Annotated in this window: 19 protein-coding genes; 16 read left to right on the top strand and 3 right to left on the bottom strand. The window is 40.6% G+C overall.

The features are described 5' to 3' along the window. Positions 1 to 51: 51 nt before the first annotated feature. From speA to ACKPCE_RS03580, 5 genes are all read left to right on the top strand, one after another. Entirely contained in the window at positions 52 to 1,944 is a 1,893-nt protein-coding gene (gene speA / locus ACKPCE_RS03600) for a biosynthetic arginine decarboxylase (RefSeq protein WP_319504218.1), read from the top strand. A 108-nt stretch (positions 1,945 to 2,052) separates the two neighbouring features. Then, positions 2,053 to 2,826, top strand: a complete 774-nt coding sequence (gene argB / locus ACKPCE_RS03595; protein ID WP_319504217.1) for an acetylglutamate kinase — start codon at positions 2,053 to 2,055, stop codon at positions 2,824 to 2,826. Between the two features lie 61 nt (positions 2,827 to 2,887). Then, positions 2,888 to 3,397: a GFO_1088 family ECF-type sigma factor gene (locus tag ACKPCE_RS03590; protein WP_276966345.1), complete on the top strand. Its 510-nt coding sequence runs from the start codon at positions 2,888 to 2,890 to the stop codon at positions 3,395 to 3,397. Then, complete coding sequence (locus ACKPCE_RS03585; RefSeq protein WP_277638603.1) at positions 3,387 to 3,896, top strand: PG0215 family putative anti-sigma factor; 510 nt, start codon at positions 3,387 to 3,389, stop codon at positions 3,894 to 3,896. The genes ACKPCE_RS03590 and ACKPCE_RS03585 overlap by 11 nt, the downstream gene beginning before the upstream one ends. Further along, positions 3,893 to 4,375: a DUF4252 domain-containing protein gene (locus ACKPCE_RS03580; RefSeq protein ID WP_024995414.1), complete on the top strand. Its 483-nt coding sequence runs from the start codon at positions 3,893 to 3,895 to the stop codon at positions 4,373 to 4,375. The genes ACKPCE_RS03585 and ACKPCE_RS03580 overlap by 4 nt, the downstream gene beginning before the upstream one ends. 232 nt (positions 4,376 to 4,607) lie before the next feature. On the opposite strand, the gene ACKPCE_RS03575 is transcribed toward ACKPCE_RS03580, so the two are convergent. Together ACKPCE_RS03575 and ACKPCE_RS03570 are read right to left on the bottom strand one after the other, a co-directional pair. Further along, positions 4,608 to 5,393, bottom strand: coding sequence for a head GIN domain-containing protein (locus ACKPCE_RS03575; RefSeq protein WP_319504216.1), 786 nt, complete (start codon positions 5,391 to 5,393; stop codon positions 4,608 to 4,610). A gap of 13 nt (positions 5,394 to 5,406) precedes the next feature. After that, complete coding sequence (locus ACKPCE_RS03570) at positions 5,407 to 6,144, bottom strand: head GIN domain-containing protein (protein ID WP_024995412.1); 738 nt, start codon at positions 6,142 to 6,144, stop codon at positions 5,407 to 5,409. 283 nt (positions 6,145 to 6,427) lie between these two features. Here ACKPCE_RS03570 and ACKPCE_RS03565 point away from each other — a divergent pair, with 283 nt between their 5' ends. After that, positions 6,428 to 7,126: a YgjP family zinc-dependent metalloprotease gene (locus ACKPCE_RS03565; RefSeq protein ID WP_024995411.1), complete on the top strand. Its 699-nt coding sequence runs from the start codon at positions 6,428 to 6,430 to the stop codon at positions 7,124 to 7,126. Between the two features lie 13 nt (positions 7,127 to 7,139). On the opposite strand, the gene ACKPCE_RS03560 is transcribed toward ACKPCE_RS03565, so the two are convergent. Further along, a complete protein-coding gene (locus ACKPCE_RS03560; protein WP_024995410.1) occupies positions 7,140 to 7,535 on the bottom strand; it encodes a hypothetical protein in 396 nt (131 codons plus the stop codon). Between the two features lie 115 nt (positions 7,536 to 7,650). Here ACKPCE_RS03560 and ACKPCE_RS03555 point away from each other — a divergent pair, with 115 nt between their 5' ends. The 10 genes from ACKPCE_RS03555 to ACKPCE_RS03510 all read left to right on the top strand — a co-directional run bounded on the left by ACKPCE_RS03555 (position 7,651) and on the right by ACKPCE_RS03510 (position 19,648). After that, on the top strand, positions 7,651 to 8,844 hold the full coding sequence (locus ACKPCE_RS03555) for an esterase (protein ID WP_407654946.1): 1,194 nt from the start codon (positions 7,651 to 7,653) through the stop codon (positions 8,842 to 8,844). Positions 8,845 to 8,984: 140 nt separating this feature from the next. Beyond that, positions 8,985 to 9,452, top strand: a complete 468-nt coding sequence (rimP, locus tag ACKPCE_RS03550; RefSeq protein ID WP_024995408.1) for a ribosome assembly cofactor RimP — start codon at positions 8,985 to 8,987, stop codon at positions 9,450 to 9,452. 2 nt (positions 9,453 to 9,454) lie between these two features. Next, positions 9,455 to 10,714: a transcription termination factor NusA gene (gene nusA / locus ACKPCE_RS03545; protein WP_024995407.1), complete on the top strand. Its 1,260-nt coding sequence runs from the start codon at positions 9,455 to 9,457 to the stop codon at positions 10,712 to 10,714. A gap of 57 nt (positions 10,715 to 10,771) precedes the next feature. Beyond that, on the top strand, positions 10,772 to 13,840 hold the full coding sequence (infB, locus tag ACKPCE_RS03540) for a translation initiation factor IF-2 (protein WP_319504215.1): 3,069 nt from the start codon (positions 10,772 to 10,774) through the stop codon (positions 13,838 to 13,840). A 102-nt stretch (positions 13,841 to 13,942) separates the two neighbouring features. Further along, complete coding sequence (locus ACKPCE_RS03535; protein WP_276991218.1) at positions 13,943 to 14,446, top strand: CvpA family protein; 504 nt, start codon at positions 13,943 to 13,945, stop codon at positions 14,444 to 14,446. A gap of 4 nt (positions 14,447 to 14,450) precedes the next feature. Further along, entirely contained in the window at positions 14,451 to 15,905 is a 1,455-nt protein-coding gene (gene sufB / locus ACKPCE_RS03530) for a Fe-S cluster assembly protein SufB (protein ID WP_276991216.1), read from the top strand. 35 nt (positions 15,906 to 15,940) lie between these two features. After that, positions 15,941 to 16,693 carry a Fe-S cluster assembly ATPase SufC gene (gene sufC, locus ACKPCE_RS03525; RefSeq protein WP_276966327.1) on the top strand — a complete coding sequence of 251 codons (753 nt, stop codon included), beginning with the start codon at positions 15,941 to 15,943 and terminating at the stop codon, positions 16,691 to 16,693. 2 nt (positions 16,694 to 16,695) lie between these two features. Next, a complete protein-coding gene (gene sufD, locus ACKPCE_RS03520) occupies positions 16,696 to 18,039 on the top strand; it encodes a Fe-S cluster assembly protein SufD (RefSeq protein WP_319504214.1) in 1,344 nt (447 codons plus the stop codon). 13 nt (positions 18,040 to 18,052) lie between these two features. Continuing rightward, entirely contained in the window at positions 18,053 to 19,264 is a 1,212-nt protein-coding gene (locus ACKPCE_RS03515; RefSeq protein WP_319504213.1) for an aminotransferase class V-fold PLP-dependent enzyme, read from the top strand. A 63-nt stretch (positions 19,265 to 19,327) separates the two neighbouring features. Further along, a complete protein-coding gene (locus tag ACKPCE_RS03510) occupies positions 19,328 to 19,648 on the top strand; it encodes a heavy metal-binding domain-containing protein (RefSeq protein ID WP_024995402.1) in 321 nt (106 codons plus the stop codon). Positions 19,649 to 20,057: the final 409 nt, after the last annotated feature.

The following is a 20,057-nucleotide window of genomic DNA, read 5'->3' as shown; positions in this document are numbered from 1 at the left end:
TTATCCGTATTTTTGCCCCATTATTCATAAATAACGACTGATAAATAGAAAATGAGAAAATGGCGTATTGAAGATTCTGAGGAACTCTATAACATTACTGGTTGGGGTACTTCGTACTTTGGTATTAATTCGAAAGGACATGTTGTTGTGACACCTCGTAAAGACGGGGTGGGTGTTGATTTGAAAGAATTGATTGACGAGTTGCAGTTGAGAGATGTTGCTTTGCCCATGTTGATACGTTTTCCTGATATTTTGGACAATCGTATTGAGAAAACGGCTCGTTGCTTCCAACAGGCTTCTGAAGAGTATGGTTATAAAGCGCAAAACTTTATAATTTATCCGATTAAAGTGAATCAAATGCGTCCTGTAGTTGAGGAGATTATCAGTCACGGTAAGAAATTTAATTTGGGACTAGAGGCTGGATCTAAACCAGAGTTACATGCGGTAATAGCTGTAAATACAGATTCTGATTCCCTTATTATATGTAACGGTTACAAAGATGAGAGTTACATTGAGCTTGCACTGCTTGCTCAGAAAATGGGAAAACGAATTTTTTTAGTCGTTGAAAAACTTAACGAACTTCGTCTGATAGCAAAAATGGCGAAGCAGTTGAATGTTTTACCTAATATTGGTATACGCATAAAGTTGGCTTCTTCCGGAAGTGGAAAATGGGAAGAATCGGGTGGAGATGCAAGTAAATTTGGATTAACTTCCAGTGAATTATTGGAGGCACTCGATTTTATGGAAAAAAAAGAGATGAAAGACTGCTTGAAGTTGATTCATTTTCATATAGGTAGTCAGGTTACTAAAATCCGTCGTATTAAAACTGCATTGAGAGAGGCTTCTCAGTTTTATGTGCAGCTTCATGCTATGGGATTTAATGTGGAGTTTGTTGATATTGGTGGTGGACTAGGCGTTGACTATGACGGAACAAGGTCGTCAAGTAGTGAAAGTAGTGTGAATTATTCTATTCAGGAATATGTAAACGATTCAATCTCTACTTTGGTTGATGCAAGTGATAAGAATGGTATCCCTCACCCAAATATTATAACAGAAAGTGGAAGGGCGTTAACCGCTCATCATTCAGTTCTTATCTTTGAGGTACTTGAAACGACTTCACTTCCTGATTGGGATGAAGATGAAGAGATCACTGACAAAGATCATGAATTGGTTCAAGAATTATACAGTATATGGAATGCATTGAACCAAAATAAAATGCTTGAGGCATGGCACGATGCGCAACAGATCAGAGAAGAAGCACTTGACTTATTCAGTCACGGCATTGTTGATCTTAAGACTCGTGCACAAATTGAGAGATTATATTGGTCAATTACACGTGAAATTCACCAAATAGCTTCGGGGCTGAAACATGCTCCTGATGAATTTAGGGGGCTGTCTAAATTGTTGGCTGATAAATACTTCTGTAACTTCTCGCTTTTTCAGTCGTTACCGGATTCATGGGCAATAGATCAGATATTTCCTATTATGCCTATTCATAGACTGGATGAACGGCCTGACAGGGCAGCTACTCTTCAAGATATAACTTGTGATTCGGATGGCAAGATTGCCAATTTTATCTCAACTAAAAATGTGTCGCATTACTTGCCGGTTCATAGCTTAAAATCTAAGGATCCTTATTATATGGGTGTCTTTTTAGTTGGAGCTTATCAAGAAATTCTGGGCGATATGCATAACTTGTTTGGCGACACCAATGCGGTGCACGTTTCGGTAAGTGATAAAGGATATAATATTGAGCAGATTATTGATGGTGAAACAGTAGCTGAGGTATTGGATTATGTACAGTATAGCCCTAAAAAATTAGTGCGCACACTGGAAACATGGGTTACTAAATCGGTGAAAGAAGGTAAAATTACAGTAGAAGAAGGAAAAGAGTTCTTGTCGAATTATCGCTCCGGGCTGTATGGATACACTTATCTTGAATAAATAAAAGTCAAATTAATAATCTAAAGACGCATCACATGCGTTTTGTAACTTTATAAAACTCTTATGAAGATGCAGAACGCATGTTTTTGCTTTTAATGACCTGAAAAAATGAAAAAAAAACTCACGGTGATCAAAGTGGGAGGCAAAGTGGTTGAAGAGGAAAGCTCGCTTAATGCCTTATTGAATGATTTTACAAAATTAGAAGGGTGCAAAGTATTGGTCCATGGAGGCGGACGATCAGCGACAAAAATCGCCTCTCAATTGGGCATTGAAAGTCAAATGGTGAATGGCCGGCGAATTACCGATATTGAAACTTTAAAAGTGGTGACAATGGTGTATGGAGGTTTGGTAAACAAGACTATTGTAGCAGGTTTGCAAGCCAGAGGTGTTAATGCATTGGGGCTGACTGGAGCAGATATGGATTTGATCAGATCGGTGAAGCGTCCTGTCAAAGACATTGATTATGGATATGTGGGCGATGTTGAGAAGGTGGATGCGGTATCTTTAACAGAGTTACTTCGGAGTGAAGTTGTACCTGTGATGGCGCCTCTTACGCACGATGGTAATGGGAATATGTTGAATACAAATGCTGATACCATTGCAGGAGAAGTTGCTAAAGCTCTTTCATCTGTTTTCGATGTGACTCTTATCTATTGCTTTGAGAAGAAGGGCGTTTTACGTGATGAAAATGATGATGATAGTGTAATTTCCTCTATTAATAGAGATGAGTTTAAGCAATATGTGTCAGAAGGAGTTATTCAAGGGGGAATGATTCCTAAGCTGGAGAATGCTTTTGGTGCGATTGATGCAGGTGTTTCTCAAGTTGTAATTACCTTAGCATCAGCCATTAATGAATCTGATGGAACTCGAATTAAAAAATAATTTGAAAAAATAGTAGAGAGGAGTGTAACTTTTCAATTATGAACCCGTCATTATTATAGAGATGCAAGAAATAAGCTTCCGTAACGACATATTGCCATTGAAAGATAAACTCTTTCGGTTGGCGCTCCGGATAACTCTGGATAGAGCCGAAGCGGAAGATGTTGTGCAGGATACGATGATTCGGGTTTGGAATAAGCGTGAAGAGTGGTCTCAGTTTGAATCAATTGAAGCTTACTGTTTGGTCGTTACCCGGAATTTGGCAATTGATCGCAGTCAGAAGAAAGAGGCCCAGCATGTGGAGCTGACTTCGGAAATGGAAGAAGCGAATGATGAATTAGGACCGTATGATCAATTGGTTATACAAGAGCGAATGGCAATAATTCATCGTCTTATAAATGAACTTCCTGAGAAACAACGTCTTATTATGCAACTTAGAGATATTGAAGGAGAATCATACAAAGAAATTGCAGATGTTTTGCATTTAACAGAGGAACAAGTTAAAGTAAACCTCTTTAGAGCAAGACAAAAAGTAAAACAAAGATATACGGAGATTGAAGGATATGGATTATAAGTATATAGAACAGCTTTTGGAGCAATATTGGCGTTGCGAAACCTCTTTGATAGAGGAAGAACAACTGCGCTCGTTCTTTATGATGCATAAGGATATACCGGCACATTTGCTCAAGTATAGAGATCTTTTTGTATATCAACAATTGCAGCAGGAAGTTGGTTTGAGTACAGATTTTGATGCAAGGGTTCTTGCTGAAGTTGAAAAACCTGTGGTTAGGGCTCGGAAGCTTACTCTGATAGGTCGTTTTATGCCTGTTCTTAAAGCTGCGGCTGTGATTGCGGTGATGGTGTCTTTGGGAAATGTAGCCCAGCATACTTTCTTTGGAAATGACCAGTTAGATTATAATTATGAAACATATCAGGATACATATGACGATCCGGAAGTTGCTTATAAAGAAGTTTCCTCTGCATTGATGATGCTATCCGAAGGGATTAATAAATCTCAAGAACAACATTTGGCTGATAGTGTAGATGCTAAAGTTGAGATGATTAAAGAATGAAACGATTTATATTAATAAATACCTTATCGCTATTAGCGATGTTTGTTTCGGCTCAAGATTTTGCCAGTAGATTTTTGGCAGCACACAAATCAGATACTAATCTCTCTTGTGTGACAATTAGCCCCAAAATGATGGAGGAGATTTTGAAGAATGATGAGCAGAAAGACGAAGATGTATTGCAGATTATTGCTAATCTCAAAAGTATGCAAATGCTTTCTTCCAAGGTGAAAGGTAAATATTACTATGATGATGCATTGAAGGTAATGCATAAGAATTCAAATAGATTTGAGCCGTTTCTTTCTTTTAGTGACAAATCTGAAAATTGTCAGATTATGATCAGAAAGAAAAACGATGCAATAATAGAATTGGTAATGCTTATTCATGAAAATACTCACTTTACAGTGATAAATTTTACGGGGACAATGAGTTCTGAATTTATCTCTAAGTTGGCAGGTTCTATGAAACAAAAGCATTCTTAAGGATGTAACATTTTCATTTGCTTTAAATATAGTTAGTGTGCTTTATTAAAACAATTCGAAACTGTGAAGTTTCACCCCTCTCTAATTTTTGTAAATAACTAACTAAATAAAAAGAAGGTTACAGCGAGAGGCTGTAATCTTCTTTTTATTTTAGGAGGTATTCTCACGAACCCCTCCTTTACACTATTGACAACCTGTATGTTTCCAGGTTTATTTAAGAGAGTAGTTATTGTTATAGTTTTCTAAGTCCTTTTCTTGAGAATTCAATGTTCTTAGGATTACCCCGATAACTTACCGTACCGCTACCGCTAACTCCACCGCTCAAACTCTGTGTTGCAAAGCATGTTATGTCACCGGAGCCGCTAATCTTTGCGTGCACTGTATTTACCATTAATTTATTAGCTTCAATGTCTCCTGAACCTGAGATGCCATAATTTGCAGTTTTTGCTTTACCTTCAAGTGTGATATCTCCTGATCCGGTTATCTTACTTTCTACATGATTGGCTACAATATGGTCTAACTCAATGTCTCCTGAACCATTAATTGATAAATCAAGGTTGGCGCAATATATCTGCTTTCCTTCAATGTCTCCCGATCCTGATATGGATAGTTTGAAATCTTTGTTCGTATTTTTAATACCATTTGCCAAAACAATGTCACCCGACCCTTGAATTGATGCGCTTTCCAGACTGGGACTACTTACCCTAATCTCGAGTTTGTCACAATTTACGAGACTTATATTGTCGCGGAATTTAATCATTAAAGTATTATTGATCACTTTGATTTCAATTAAGTCAACAACGTTATCGGGGGCATAAATTTGCACTTTGGGTGAACCCGATATTTGTTTGTAGATAACGTCCGGACTACCTGATAGTTTGATATGTTCGAATTGCTCTGTTTTTATCTCTCTGGTTATGTAATTCTTGTTCCCAATAATCTTCTTTGCTTGTAGACAAGCAGTCGCTGCTAACAGAATGACTGCACATATTGTGCCTTGTATTATTCCTTTTTTCATGATAATTATTTATTTAGTTTATTGCATTAATTGATCCAATTCCTCCTTTACTTAAGTTCTTGTGCTCAGGGTTCCCTTTGTAATTAATTCCACCTATGCCCTTAACGGAAGCATTTAATTTATTAGCAGCGAAGCATGAAATGCTACCAATGCCCATTGATGAGGCTTCTACGTTTTGAGCTTTGAGCTCATCAGCTTCAATGTTACCTACACCTTTTGAACGCAATGTTACTGTTTGGGCTGTTCCTTCTATTTCGACATCTCCAACGCCCAATGAATTGATGTTCACTGATTCGCAAACTAAGTTTTTTATTTTAATGTTACCGACCCCCTTACTTTCTACTTCAAGTGACTGGGTTCTTAATCCGCTGTCAACGTATATATCACCTACTCCTTTAAAGTAGATAGCATGTAGGTCAGGCGTTTTTATTTGGATCTTAAGTTTCCCGGAGTTATTGATCTTCTTGTTTTTTTTCGTAGTAAGATAAAGCGTGCCGTTTTCAACGTACACTTTTATAAGCGGAACGATGTTATCTGAGCCATATATCTCCAGAGATGTACTACTATCGGCCGACTGTACATAATGGATGCTTGCTACGGTTGAAGCATCTATTTTATTGAAATCGCCAATATTATAGCTACGGGTAATGTAATGCTTGCTGGGCCTGATGCCATCTTCCCAAATGGTACAACTGCTAATCAACAAGGTGATAGTGACGGCTGATAAAATTAATTTGATTGAGGCTTTCATCTTTTCTAAGTTTTTTAGATGTTTTATTATTAGACGCAACAGACTTCCTAAAAGTTGCAAGACATGAATTATTTTTTTTAAGATGTAAGTGCAAACTTTTATTTAATTGCTGATTTGGTTTGCGATTAAACAAAAAAAGAATTTATTTTGTATGCTATGTTTTTTGTTAAAAGCATAAAGATGCTGATATTTGATCGACGGTCTTCCCATATAGGGAACTTGGTTTTAAAAACCGAAATTTATATTAACGATTAACGGATACCCGTACATAAAAGAATTATCATTGGATAAAGTTATTGAAGATAAAGAGTTGGGACGTCTAGTTGTTCATGTAAATGCGCGGGCCAGGCGTCTTATTTTTCGTACGAAGAATAATGAAATTGTTATATCCGTACCTCCCCATACTTCAACAAAAGAAGTAGCAGCTGCCATTGAACAGTTGCGTCCTAAGCTAATAGTGGCAAAAAATAAGTTAGTGCGTACTCGTATTGATTTGAGTTATAATCTAGATACGCCCTTTTTTAAGCTGTCGTTAATACACGGAAATCGTGATCGGTTTCTGGCACATTCAGAATTAGGTCAGATGAAAATAATATGTCCTTCTAACGCTGATTTTCAAGATGATAAATTACAAACTTGGCTTCGAAAAGTAATTGAGGAAGCTCTTCGTCGCAATGCAAAAATCATTCTGCCACCAAGACTTTATATGTTAGCCCAAAAATATGGTTTTACCTATGAAAGTGTTAAAATCAACTCCAGCAAAGGAAGGTGGGGTAGTTGTTCGGCCAAACGAGGGATAAATCTTTCTTATTTTTTAGTCCTTTTGCCTCAACATCTGATAGATTATGTGTTATTACATGAGCTTTGTCATACTCGTGAAATGAACCATGGCGAAAAGTTTTGGTCGATACTTAACAGTGTAACTAGCGGGCAGGCGCACGAATTACGTGAAGAACTACGAAAGTACAAAACGGATATTTAGCTCAAATACATTGTTATTGAGGTAGCAATTTAATGCCATCAACATCTTTTTCAAAACGGTAAGTACCTCCTTTTTCACTCAGGTCGAATGTCGAAACACTTTCTGTTGCGTTGTTAACAATCATTAGTGCACTTTGGTCTGCAAAACGTGCCGTTCCAATTGTGATAGGTTCTTCTTTAACTTGCTTGTTAATGATTAGACTATCGTTTACAAACAGAGAAAGAGAGTCGCCGGCAAACCCCTTAACCAATACGAATGTGTACGTCTCCATGAATGTACGCTCGTTTTTTTTGTCTTGTTGTAACTTCATGCTCATGTACACAAAGATTACAACTACGATGATAACGGCAAATGCTAAAATGCCATTGCCTACCATAAATTGTTTGTTGGTATTAAGATGTTTGGTCATGAAACGATACTTTATTATTTCTATTTTGAGGTAAAGATAATAATTCTCTGTTAATTGATTTAGTAATTTGTGCGAAATAACTATTTTTGTGGATAATGATTAAATATGAAAGCAGATGATAAAAAGACTTTTGTTAACCTTGTTGTTTTTTGTTTTTGTTGATGCTCATGCTCAGCAGACTTTGTGGGGAGATAAACCGATTGTTTCTCCTGAAATTCACTCTGATAATACTGTAACCTTTCGCATGAGAGCTCCTAAAGCTGTCAGAGTACAGATTACCGGAGATTTTCTACCTATGCAGCATTCCGAATCAGCATATGGAAAGTATGATGTTCCGGGGATAGCAGATTTGAAAGAAGGAAAAGAAGGTGTTTGGGAATATACCACTCCACTTCCCTTATTGCCAGAACTTTACAATTATTCATTTATTGTTGATGGATTGAAAACTACAGATCCAGCTAATGTATATTTGATTCGTGATGTTGCTACAGTTTTCAATGTGTTTATTGTAGGAGGCGCAAGAGCTGATTTGTATAAAGTTAATTCTGTAAACCATGGAACCGTGTCACGCCGTTGGTATTGGAGTCCTTTCCTGAAAATGAATAGACGGTTGGCTGTTTATACCCCGGCAGGTTATGAAGAAAGCAATAAGAGATATCCGGTATTCTATTTGCTTCACGGTATGGGAGGTGATGAAGAAGCTTGGCTGGCATTAGGTAGAGCTAGTCAGATACTTGACAATCTCATTGCAGCGGGTAAAGCTAAGCCCATGATCGTTGTTATGACGAATGGTAACGTGTCTCAAGAAGCAGCTCCTGGTGAGTCTTCTTTGGGTTATATTGTGCCTACCATGCAATTACCTAAAACGATGGATGGATCAATGGAAGAAAGTTTCCCTGATGTCGTTAATTTTATCGATGCTACTTACCGGACTGTAAAACGTAAGTCAGGTAGAGCCATTGCAGGTTTATCGATGGGTGGTTTTCATTCATTGCATATTTCAAAACAATATCCTGATATGTTTGATTATGTAGGGCTTTTCTCGGCAGCAATAATGCCTGATAAGCAGGTTAAGTCTTCGGTTTATGACAACACGGAGAATAAATTGAAGATACAATTCAATAAGAATCCAAAGCTTTATTGGATTGCAATTGGTAAAACAGATTTTCTTTATAAAGCAAACGAAGAATACCGAAAAATGCTTAATGAAAAAGGGTTTAAATATACATACTATGAAACAGATGAAGGGCATATCTGGAGAAATTGGCGAATCTATCTGACCGAATTTGTTCCGATGCTATTTCATTAAATGAGTGGCTTGTTTGTTGTATCTTACTTTTTTTTGCTAATATTTTGTAATCGAACGGATTATTTGTATCTTTGCGCTCGAAACGGATGAAAGGTGGAGGGGCGATTAGGCTCCTTTTTTTGTTCTCATATAATTATTCCATGATAGAAAAAAGAACTGTATGTCAGATTGTTGAAGAGTGGCTTGAAGGAAAAGACTACTTTTTGGTAGAGGTGACGGTTAGTCCGGATGACAAGATTGTGGTAGAAATTGACCACGCAGAAGGTGTCTGGATAGAAGATTGTGTTGATTTAAGCAGGTTCATTGAATCTAAGCTTAATCGAGAGGAAGAAGACTATGAACTAGAAGTTGGTTCAGCAGGTATCGGTCAACCTTTTAAGGTTTTGCAACAGTACCGTATTCACATCGGGTGTGATGTTGAGGTTCTTACCAAAGAAGGGCGAAAACTTATTGGGGTTCTTAAGGATGCTGACGAAGATAAGTTTGTTGTTAGCGTACAAAAGAAGAAAAAGGTTGAGGGAAGCAAACGTCCGAAAGTGGAAGAAGAGGATGAAGCTTTCGCCTATGATCAGATAAAATACACTAAATACTTAATTAGTTTTAAATAATTATGGCCAAGAAAGAGGAAACAATCAGTTTGATTGATACATTTTCGGAATTTAAAGAGCTGAAAAATATCGATAGAACAACTATGGTAAGCGTACTGGAAGAGTCTTTCCGTAGTGTTATTTCGAAAATGTTTGGCACCGACGAGAATTATGACGTAATTGTAAATCCTGATAAAGGAGACTTTGAAATATGGCGTAACCGTGAGGTAGTAGCTGATGAAGATTTAACAAACCCCAATATGCAGATATCTATTTCCGAAGCGAGAAAAATAGATGCTTCTTATGAAGTGGGAGAAGAGGTTACGGATGAGGTCATTTTTGCGAAATTTGGTCGTCGCGCTATCCTAAATCTTCGCCAGACATTAGCCTCAAAGATTCTGGAACTTGAAAAAGATAGTCTTTACAACAAGTACATTGACCAAGTGGGTACTATTGTAAATGCAGAGGTTTATCAAATATGGAAGAAAGAAATTCTGTTGCTTGATGACGAAGGCAATGAATTACTACTTCCTAAAACAGAGCAAATACCCAGCGATTTCTATCGTAAGGGGGAAACGGCACGTGCTGTTGTTGCGCGTGTTGATAATAAAAACAACAATCCTAAAATTATTCTTTCACGTACGTCTCCAATATTCCTTCAACGTTTGTTTGAAATGGAAGTACCTGAAATTAATGATGGATTGATTACCATAAAGAAGATAGCCCGTATTCCGGGCGAGCGTGCTAAGATAGCGGTTGAGTCTTATGATGACAGAATTGACCCGGTTGGCGCTTGTGTGGGTGTGAAAGGTAGTCGTATCCATGGTATTGTACGTGAATTGAGAAATGAGAACATTGATGTTATCAATTATACTTCTAATGTTTCATTGTTTATTCAGCGCTCTTTAAGTCCGGCAAAGATCTCTTCAATCAAACTGAATGAAGAAGAACGCAGGGCTGAGGTCTTCCTGAAACCGGAAGAAGTGTCGCTGGCTATTGGAAAAGGCGGTTTGAATATCAAACTGGCCAGTATGTTAACCGAGTACACTATTGATGTATTCCGTGAATTAGATGAAACCGCACAGGACGAAGATATCTATCTGGATGAATTCAGTGATGAAATAGACGGATGGGTAATCAATGCAATTAAGAGCATTGGAATTGATACGGCAAAAGCAGTACTAAGTGCTCCTCGTGAGATGTTGATTGAAAAAACGGATTTGGAAGAAGAGACAGTGGACGAGGTGTTGCGTATTTTGAAATCGGAGTTTGAAGAGGGATAAAGACGGTTTGTAGTTTTTATATCACTTCACGCTTTATTATTCATTTTATTTTGAACTATGACGATAAGGTTAAACAAAGTAACAAGAGATTTGAATGTGGGAATCACGACAGTTGTTGAGTTCTTGCAGAAAAAAGGGCATGCCATTGAAGCAAGTCCTAATGCTAAAATTACAGAGGAACAATATGCTATACTCGTGAAAGAATTCAGCACAGATAAAAACCTCAGACTAGAGTCTGAACGCTTTATTCAAGAGCGACAGACTAAAGACCGCAACAAAGGTTCTGTTGCGATAGAGGGTTATGATAAAGCTGAACCCGAGAAGCCTAAGACGGACAACATGATTAAAACGGTTGTTCCCGAAGAGGCACGTCCAAAGTTTAAACCCGTCGGCAAGATTGATTTGGATAATTTAAATAAAAAAGCAGATAAAACGCCCGAAGTGGTAGTTGAGAAGAAGGTTGAGGTAAAAACTGCAGAACCTGTTGCCGAACAGAAAGTAGAACCGAAAGAGGCAGTTGTAGAAAAAGTACAAATAGTAGAGACGGTTGTGATGGAAGAACCGGTTCTGAAACAAGAGCCCGTTGTTATTATACCCGATCCTGTTGCTGAAGTGCCTGTTGCTGAACCTGAGATTGCAAAAGAAACCCCTCAAGAAGTAAATAAAGTGGAAGAAGTATTGCCTACTAAGAAGGTGGAAGACCAGAAAGAAGTAGTTTCTCAGACGGAACAGGCTGCCTCAAATGAAGAAGATGTGTTTAAAATCAGACCAACTGAGTTTGTCTCAAAAATCAATGTTATTGGTCAGATTGACTTGGCTGCGTTGAACCAGAATACACGTCCGAAGAAAAAGTCAAAAGACGAAAGACGTCGTGAACGCGAAGAAAAAGATAAGGTTCGTCAGGATCAGAAGAAATTGATGAAGGAAGCCATCATCAAGGAAATCAGAAAAGACGATATTAAGGTCAATAAACCAGTGCCTAAAGAGACTGCGGAATCGGCTGCCAACAAAAAGAAGCGCAATCGTATCAACAAAGAAAAAGTTGATATCAACAATGTTGCATCGAATTTTGCTCGTCCTATTCCTAATAGTGAAAAAGGTAAAGGTGGCAGTAGTAATGCTCCACGTCAGGGACAAGGTGCTCAACCACAACAAGGTGGTGGCGGTGTAAACAATAAAAACCGTGGTAAAGACCGCTTCAAAAAACCTGTTATAAAACAAGAAGTAAGCGAGGAAGATGTAGCAAAACAGGTAAAAGAAACGTTGGCTCGTCTTACCAGCAAAGGAAAGAATAAAACCTCTAAATACCGCAAGGAAAAAAGAGACAGTGCTTTCAGCAGACAACAAGAACTGGAAGACCAGGAAATGGCAGAAAGCAGAGTCTTGAAATTGACCGAGTTTGTTACGGCCAATGAATTGGCAAGCATGATGGATGTTTCTGTAAATCAGGTTATTGGTACTTGTATGAGTATCGGTATGATGGTATCAATCAATCAACGCTTAGATGCTGAAACCATTAATCTGGTTGCTGAGGAATTCGGTTACAAGACGGAGTATGTTAGTGCAGAGCTAGCCCAAGCTATTGTGGAAGAAGAAGATGCTCCTGAAGATTTAAGACCTCGCGCCCCAATCGTAACTGTGATGGGACACGTTGACCACGGTAAAACTTCGTTGCTTGACTATATTCGCAAAGCAAATGTTATTGCAGGTGAAGCGGGTGGTATTACTCAGCATATTGGTGCTTACAACGTAACGCTGGAAGATGGACGTAAGATAACGTTCCTCGATACTCCGGGTCACGAAGCGTTTACCGCCATGCGTGCTCGTGGTGCTAAGGTAACTGATATTGCTATCATCATTGTAGCGGCAGACGATAACGTGATGCCTCAAACGAAGGAAGCAATCAACCACGCAATGGCTGCTGGTGTTCCTATTGTATTTGCTATCAATAAAGTTGATAAGCCAACTGCTAATCCAGATAGAATAAAGGAAGAACTAGCCAATATGAACTATCTTGTAGAAGAGTGGGGAGGTAAATACCAGTCGCAAGACGTTTCTGCTAAACAGGGACTGGGTATCAAGGAACTTATGGAAAAGGTATTGCTCGAGGCTGAGATGCTTGAACTAAAAGCTAATCCGGTTCGTCGCGCTACAGGTTCTATTATTGAATCTACCCTTGACAAAGGACGTGGTTACGTGGCAACTGTATTGGTATCGAACGGTACACTTAAGATGGGTGATATTGTTTTGGCCGGTACTCATTTTGGACGTGTTAAGGCTATGTTCAACGAACGTAATCAGCGAATTAAAGAAGCCGGACCATCAGAGCCTGTATTGATATTGGGCTTGAACGGTGCGCCAACTGCCGGTGATACATTCCATGTTATTGAAACAGAGCAGGAAGCGCGCGATATTGCCAATAAGCGCGAACAGTTGCAACGTGAACAAGGGTTGCGTACGCAGAAGATTCTTACGCTTGATGAGTTGGGCCGTCGTATTGCATTGGGTAACTTTAAAGAGTTGAATGTAATTGTTAAGGGTGACGTTGACGGTTCTATTGAGGCGTTGAGTGACTCGTTGATCAAACTTTCAACAGAGCAGATTCAGGTGAACGTAATCCACAAAGCAGTTGGACAAATTTCCGAGTCGGATGTTACACTTGCAGCAGCGTCAGATGCTATTATCATCGGCTTCCAGGTACGTCCTTCGGCGTCGGCTCGCAAATATGCTGAGCAAGAAGGTGTTGATATCCGCATGTACTCAATCATCTACGATGCAATAGAAGAAGTGAAAGCAGCAATGGAAGGAATGCTTACGCCGGAAGTGAAAGAAGTTGTTACTGCTTCTATCGAAGTTCGCGAAGTGTTCCACATAACCAAGGTGGGTACAGTTGCCGGAGCTATGGTTAAGGAAGGTAAAGTGAAACGTTCAGACAAGGCTCGCCTTGTACGTGACGGTATTGTTATCTTCTCGGGTTCAATCAATGCTTTGAAACGTTTCAAAGACGATGTGAAGGAAGTAGCATTTAACTACGAGTGTGGTATTAGTCTCGTAAACTTCAACGACTTAAAAGTAGGCGATGTAATCGAAACATACGAAGAAGTAGAAGTGAAGCAGACTTTATAAATACAAAAGCACAAATGTGCTAATGTGCCAATATGCTTATTAGCCGATTCGTTGAATCGGCTCACTTCAATAGGCATGTTGGCACATTTTTTGTTATATGATATGAAATTGATAGATTGGTTTATACTCATTGTGTTGGGGATAGGTGCTTATCAGGGATTTATGAAAGGCTTTATCAACCAATTAGCTGCCATAGCCGGATTTATAGTAGGGCTTATTGCTGCCAAGATGCTTTATGCATCACTTGCAGAAAGATTATGCCCAACATTGACCGAGTCAATGACGCTCGCCCAGATAATATCTTTTATGGCTATCTGGATTGTGGTGCCTGTGTTATTTGGTATGGTAGGTATGTTTCTGACCAAGACGATGGATGTGATTCTGCTTGGTTGGGTAAATAAGTCGCTGGGAGCAGCGCTCGGACTGCTTAAAAATCTCATTCTGCTTATGTTGCTTATCAGCATACTTGAGTTCATAGACACGAGTAATCACCTCATCAGTCAAACAAAGAAGGCTGAATCAGTGTTATATTATCCCATAAGGAATGTTGCAGGGGTGTTTTTCCCTGTAGCCAAACAAGTTTCGCAACAATATATTTTCAAATAGAATTATGCAACAGGAAGAACCTAACAAATATGTAAAGGAACTCACCCAAGAGAAATATAAGTATGGATTTACAACAGAAGTCCATACTGACGTTATTGAGAAAGGGTTGAACGAGGATACAATTCGTTTAATCTCCTTCAAAAAGGGTGAGCCTGAATGGTTACTAGAGTTTAGGCTAAAAGCCTATCGTCATTGGTTAACAATGGAAATGCCTACCTGGCCTCATCTTAGAATTCCGGAAATAGACTATCAGTCCATTTCTTATTATGCTGACCCGACCAAGAAGAAAGAAGGTCCGAAGAGTATGGAAGAAGTTGATCCTGAATTAATTAAAACATTTAATAAGCTAGGTATACCTTTGGAGGAACAGATGGCGCTGAGCGGCATTGCCGTAGATGCGGTAATGGACTCCGTGTCTGTTAAGACTACCTTCAAAGATACGTTGATGGAAAAAGGAATTATTTTCTGTTCCTTTAGTGAAGCTGTTCGTGAACACCCCGACCTGATAAAGAAGTACTTGGGATCTGTGGTGGGCTATCGCGATAATTACTTTGCAGCGTTGAATTCAGCCGTTTTCTCTGACGGATCCTTTGTGTACATCCCCAAAGGAGTGCGCTGTCCCATGGAACTTTCTACCTATTTCCGTATCAATGCTGCCAATACCGGCCAATTTGAACGAACACTTATCGTTGCCGACGATGATTCGTATGTTTCCTATCTGGAAGGTTGTACGGCTCCCATGCGTGATGAGAACCAATTGCACGCAGCTATAGTGGAAATTATCGTGCATGATCGTGCGGAAGTGAAATACAGTACGGTACAAAACTGGTATCCGGGCGATGCCGAAGGCAAAGGCGGTGTTTATAACTTCGTTACCAAACGCGGCAATTGCAAAGGAGCAGGCAGTAAACTTTCGTGGACACAGGTAGAAACGGGTAGCGCTATTACATGGAAATATCCATCGTGCATACTAACAGGCGACAACTCTACCGCAGAGTTTTATAGCGTGGCAGTAACAAACAACTACCAGCAGGCCGATACCGGAACGAAGATGATTCATCTGGGGCGTAATACCCGCAGCACCATTGTGAGCAAAGGAATATCGGCAGGCAGAAGCGAGAACTCATACCGTGGATTGGTTCGTGTAGCCGAGAAAGCTGAGAACGCCCGTAACTATAGCCAGTGCGACTCTTTGTTGCTGGGCGATAAATGCGGGGCACACACATTCCCTTACATGGATATCCGCAACGAAACTGCTGTGGTTGAACACGAAGCAACTACCAGCAAAATTAGCGAAGATCAGATATTCTATTGCAATCAGCGAGGAATCAATACGGAAGATGCCGTAGGACTTATCGTGAACGGTTATGCCAAAGAGGTGCTCAACAAGCTACCAATGGAATTTGCCGTTGAAGCGCAGAAATTACTTTCCATCTCGTTAGAGGGAAGTGTAGGTTAATATAGTCTTGTTAATAGTTAATAGTATCAGATAAAATGTTAGAAATAAAAGATTTGCATGCCTCTATCAATGGCAAAGAGATATTAAAGGGTATCAACCTTTCGGTGAAACCCGGTGAGATTCATGCTATCATGGGACCAAACGGTTCCGGAAAAAGCACGTTAAGCAGTGTATTGGTTGGTAACCCCATGTTTGAGGTTACTAAAGGAAGCGTAGAATTTAGCGGAAAAGACCTGTTGGAATTGAGTCCCGAAGACCGCAGTCACGAAGGTATTTTCCTATCTTTCCAATATCCGGTTGAGATTCCCGGTGTGAGCATGGTTAACTTCATGCGTGCAGCGGTTAACGAGCAGAGAAAATACAAAGAACTTCCTCCGTTATCGGCAAGTGAGTTCCTGAAGGTGATGCGTGAAAAACGTGCCGTCGTTGAACTCGACAGCAAGTTGGCAAACCGAAGTGTAAACGAAGGTTTCAGCGGGGGCGAAAAGAAACGTAACGAGATATTTCAGATGGCCATGCTTGAACCTAAGTTGAGCATTCTCGATGAAACCGATTCAGGCTTAGACATTGATGCTCTTCGCATTGTAGCCGAAGGCGTGAACAAACTGAAAAGCCCTGAAAACAGCTGCATCGTTATTACCCACTACCAACGCTTGCTTGATTACATCAAACCGGATGTAGTGCACGTGCTTTATAACGGACGCATTGTTAAGACTGCCGGCCCCGAGCTTGCTTTGGAACTAGAGGAGAAAGGTTACGACTGGATTAAGAAGGAATTAGGAGAATAGTTATGAGCGTAGAACAACAATATATAGACCTTTACACTCAGTGCAAATCTATGATTTGCAAGCACAGTGCAGAGGCGCTTAACGCTTTTCGGGATGAGGCCTTTAGCCATTTTAAGAGCTTAGGGTTTCCTACTAAAAAGCTAGAGCAGTATAAGTATACAGACCTAAGCAAGAGCTTTGCAATGGATTACGGGTTGAATCTGAATCGTTTGGATATACCCGTAAACCCGTACGAAGTGTTTAAGTGCGATGTACCCAATATGAGTACTTCACTCTTCTTTGTGGTGAACGATTCATTCTATAAAAAAGAACTACCCAAATCAAATCTTCCCGAAGGAGTCGTGTTCAGCAGCTTGAATGACTTTGCGGCCGAGCACCCTGAGGTTATTGAAAAATATTATGCGAAGCTGGCCGATAACGCCACCGATGGCACTATTGCTTTCAATACTACTTTTGTGCAAGACGGTGTAGTGCTTTACGTGCCCAAGAATGTAGTTGTTGATAAGACCATTCAATTGGTGAACATATTACGTAGCGATGTTAACTTCATGATGAACCGCCGTTTGCTGATCATTCTTGAAGACAATGCACAAGCGCGTCTGCTGGTTTGTGATCATGCAATGGATCCCGTTCACTTCCTGGTAACACAGGTTGCAGAGATATACGTAGGCAAGAATGCACAGCTTGATTTGTATGAGCTTGAAGAAACTCATAACAACACGGTGCGTGTAAGCAATATGTTTGTTAATCAGGAGGCCGACAGCCGTCTTCTTCTGAATAACATGACATTGCATAACGGAACAACGCGCAACACAACCCGCGTTACCCTTTCGGGAAGAGGAGCCGACACCAATGTGTGCGGCATGGCCATAGCCGACAAGAGTCAGCACGTTGACAACAACACATTTATTGACCACGCAGTGCCCGACTGTACCAGCAATGAACTCTTTAAATATGTACTCGATGACAGTGCCGTAGGCGCATTTGCAGGAACCATACTGGTTCGTCCCGATGCCCAACGCACCAATTCGTATCAAACCAACCGTAATCTTTGTGTTACCCGCAATGCGCGCATGTACACGCAGCCTCAGCTGGAGATTTATGCCGATGACGTGCGATGCAGTCACGGAGCAACGGTGGGACAGCTCGACGAGAACGCTTTGTTCTACATGCGTGCCCGCGGTATAGCCGAAAAGGAAGCCCGTTTGTTGCTGATGTTTGCCTTCGTCAACGAAGTAATTGATACCGTGCGTTTAGATGCACTCAAAGACAGATTGCACCTATTGGTAGAAAAGAGATTCCGTGGGGAATTGAATAAATGCCAAGGATGTGCCATCTGCAAATAATCTCTTAATTACGATGGATATAACAAAAATAAGAGCAGATTTCCCGATACTATCCAGAGAGGTGTACGGCAAACCGCTCATCTACTTTGATAACGGTGCCACAACGCAGAAGCCCCGCTGTGTAGTAGATGCTATTGTGGACGAATACTACTCGGTGAACGCTAATGTTCACCGAGGCGTGCACTTCTTGTCGCAACAGGCTACCGAACTACATGAAGGCTCGCGCGAAACCGTACGCCGGTTTATTAACGCCCGTACTTCTGCCGAAGTCATCTTTACCCGCGGCACTACCGAAGCAATTAACTTGCTGGCCTTCTCTTTCGGAGAAGAATTTATGAAAGAAGGCGATGAGGTCATTATTTCGACCATGGAACACCACAGCAACATTGTTCCCTGGCAACTATTGGCTGCGCGTAAAGGCATCAGTATTAAAGTTGTTCCGATGAACGATCGGGGCGAACTGTTGCTCGACGAATATGAAAAGCTTTTTTCAGATCGCACCCGTATAGTCAGCATCGCCCATATCTCTAATGTGTTGGGCACCATCAATCCCGTGAAGGAGATGATTGCAACGGCACATGCACATGGAGTTCCTGTGCTGGTTGACGGCGCGCAATCTATTCCCCACATGCAAGTTGATGTGCAAGACCTTGACGTTGATTTCTTCGCATTCTCCGGTCATAAAGTGTACGGACCTACCGGCGTAGGCGTTCTTTATGGAAAAGAAGAGTGGCTCGATAAACTGCCCCCCTATCAGGGAGGAGGTGAGATGATTCAAAGTGTGAGTTTTGAAAAAACCACATTCAATGAACTGCCTTTTAAGTTCGAAGCCGGAACGCCCGATTACATTGGCACCACCGGATTGGCGAAGGCGCTCGATTACGTTTCGGCTATCGGTTTGGAGCAAATCGCGGCGCACGAACACGAGCTGACCATTTATGCCATGCAACGACTTGGTGAGATTGAAGGCATGCGCTTTCTGGGCGAAGCTGCCCACAAAAGCAGTGTTATTTCTTTCTTGGTGGGCAACATTCATCCGTTTGACATGGGCACCCTGCTCGATCGTTTGGGCATTGCCGTGCGTACGGGGCACCATTGTGCCGAACCGTTGATGAGGCGGCTGGGCATTGAGGGAACCGTTCGCGCATCATTCGCCATGTATAACACCAAAGAAGAGATTGATGCACTGGTGGCAGGTGTCGACAGAGTGAGGAAAATGTTCTAATCATTGCAACTTTTGGAGTATCACAAGCGTCTAATAAGTTATAAACTATAAAACGAAAAGAAGATGTTAATTACTACCACACCCACTATCGAAGGAAAACGAATAACCAACTATTACGGCATTGTTTCGGGCGAAACCATTATCGGTGCCAATGTATTTCGTGACTTATTTGCCAGTATTCGTGACATTGTAGGCGGTCGCTCGGGCTCTTATGAGGAAGTTCTTCGTGAGGCCAAAGAAACGGCTCTGCGTGAAATGCAGGATCAGGCAGCACGTATGGGAGCCAATGCAGTTATTGGTGTTGACCTTGATTATGAAACAGTTGGTGGCAGCGGCAGCATGCTGATGGTAACAGCAAGCGGCACTGCGGTTTATATTGAGTAGTATTCGTCAAAAACAACCGAGTTGTAGACTATTTTTCGGTTTTATTTTCATGAAAACACCGAAATAATTAGTCGGATACTTGACTTTGACAAGATAATATATTATCTTTGTTGTCATAATCCTATAGTACATTCAAATTAATATAGGCGCAAAGGCAGGAGCTCAAACTCCTGCCTTTTTTCGTTATGTGCCGTTCATTTTTCCACTCAGACGGTTGCTTATTACCATTTGCACGGTAGCAAAAGGTCCGCAAGAAACCGTCTCACGGCCAAGAGACGGTTTCTCATGACCCAAAAGACGGTTTCTCTTTTCAAATTGCTCGTTATCTTTTTCAAATCGGCCGTTATGTTTTTCAAAAAGTTGGTTATGTTTTGCCTGGTTCTTCCTGGTGACTCATGCGACACTTCTC

Source organism: Bacteroides graminisolvens, from assembly GCF_963666085.1.
Taxonomy (GTDB): domain Bacteria; phylum Bacteroidota; class Bacteroidia; order Bacteroidales; family Bacteroidaceae; genus Bacteroides; species Bacteroides graminisolvens.
Note: the sequence above shows the minus strand (reverse complement) of the source record. Positions and strands in the feature narration are given on the sequence as shown.

What these genes read in the sequence shown, in the direction of transcription:
- ACKPCE_RS03570 (WP_024995412.1), bottom strand. Translation starts at nt 6,144, where the DNA reads ATGAAAGCCTCAATCAAATTAATTTTATCAGCCGTCACTATCACCTTG.
- sufC (WP_276966327.1), top strand. Translation starts at nt 15,941, where the DNA reads ATGTTAGAAATAAAAGATTTGCATGCCTCTATCAATGGCAAAGAGATA.
- ACKPCE_RS03510 (WP_024995402.1), top strand. Translation starts at nt 19,328, where the DNA reads ATGTTAATTACTACCACACCCACTATCGAAGGAAAACGAATAACCAAC.
- ACKPCE_RS03575 (WP_319504216.1), bottom strand. Translation starts at nt 5,393, where the DNA reads ATGAAAAAAGGAATAATACAAGGCACAATATGTGCAGTCATTCTGTTA.
- ACKPCE_RS03580 (WP_024995414.1), top strand. Translation starts at nt 3,893, where the DNA reads ATGAAACGATTTATATTAATAAATACCTTATCGCTATTAGCGATGTTT.
- infB (WP_319504215.1), top strand. Translation starts at nt 10,772, where the DNA reads ATGACGATAAGGTTAAACAAAGTAACAAGAGATTTGAATGTGGGAATC.
- ACKPCE_RS03535 (WP_276991218.1), top strand. Translation starts at nt 13,943, where the DNA reads ATGAAATTGATAGATTGGTTTATACTCATTGTGTTGGGGATAGGTGCT.
- rimP (WP_024995408.1), top strand. Translation starts at nt 8,985, where the DNA reads ATGATAGAAAAAAGAACTGTATGTCAGATTGTTGAAGAGTGGCTTGAA.
- ACKPCE_RS03585 (WP_277638603.1), top strand. Translation starts at nt 3,387, where the DNA reads ATGGATTATAAGTATATAGAACAGCTTTTGGAGCAATATTGGCGTTGC.
- ACKPCE_RS03515 (WP_319504213.1), top strand. Translation starts at nt 18,053, where the DNA reads ATGGATATAACAAAAATAAGAGCAGATTTCCCGATACTATCCAGAGAG.
- speA (WP_319504218.1), top strand. Translation starts at nt 52, where the DNA reads ATGAGAAAATGGCGTATTGAAGATTCTGAGGAACTCTATAACATTACT.
- sufB (WP_276991216.1), top strand. Translation starts at nt 14,451, where the DNA reads ATGCAACAGGAAGAACCTAACAAATATGTAAAGGAACTCACCCAAGAG.
- nusA (WP_024995407.1), top strand. Translation starts at nt 9,455, where the DNA reads ATGGCCAAGAAAGAGGAAACAATCAGTTTGATTGATACATTTTCGGAA.
- ACKPCE_RS03560 (WP_024995410.1), bottom strand. Translation starts at nt 7,535, where the DNA reads ATGACCAAACATCTTAATACCAACAAACAATTTATGGTAGGCAATGGC.
- argB (WP_319504217.1), top strand. Translation starts at nt 2,053, where the DNA reads ATGAAAAAAAAACTCACGGTGATCAAAGTGGGAGGCAAAGTGGTTGAA.
- ACKPCE_RS03555 (WP_407654946.1), top strand. Translation starts at nt 7,651, where the DNA reads ATGATAAAAAGACTTTTGTTAACCTTGTTGTTTTTTGTTTTTGTTGAT.
- sufD (WP_319504214.1), top strand. Translation starts at nt 16,696, where the DNA reads ATGAGCGTAGAACAACAATATATAGACCTTTACACTCAGTGCAAATCT.
- ACKPCE_RS03590 (WP_276966345.1), top strand. Translation starts at nt 2,888, where the DNA reads ATGCAAGAAATAAGCTTCCGTAACGACATATTGCCATTGAAAGATAAA.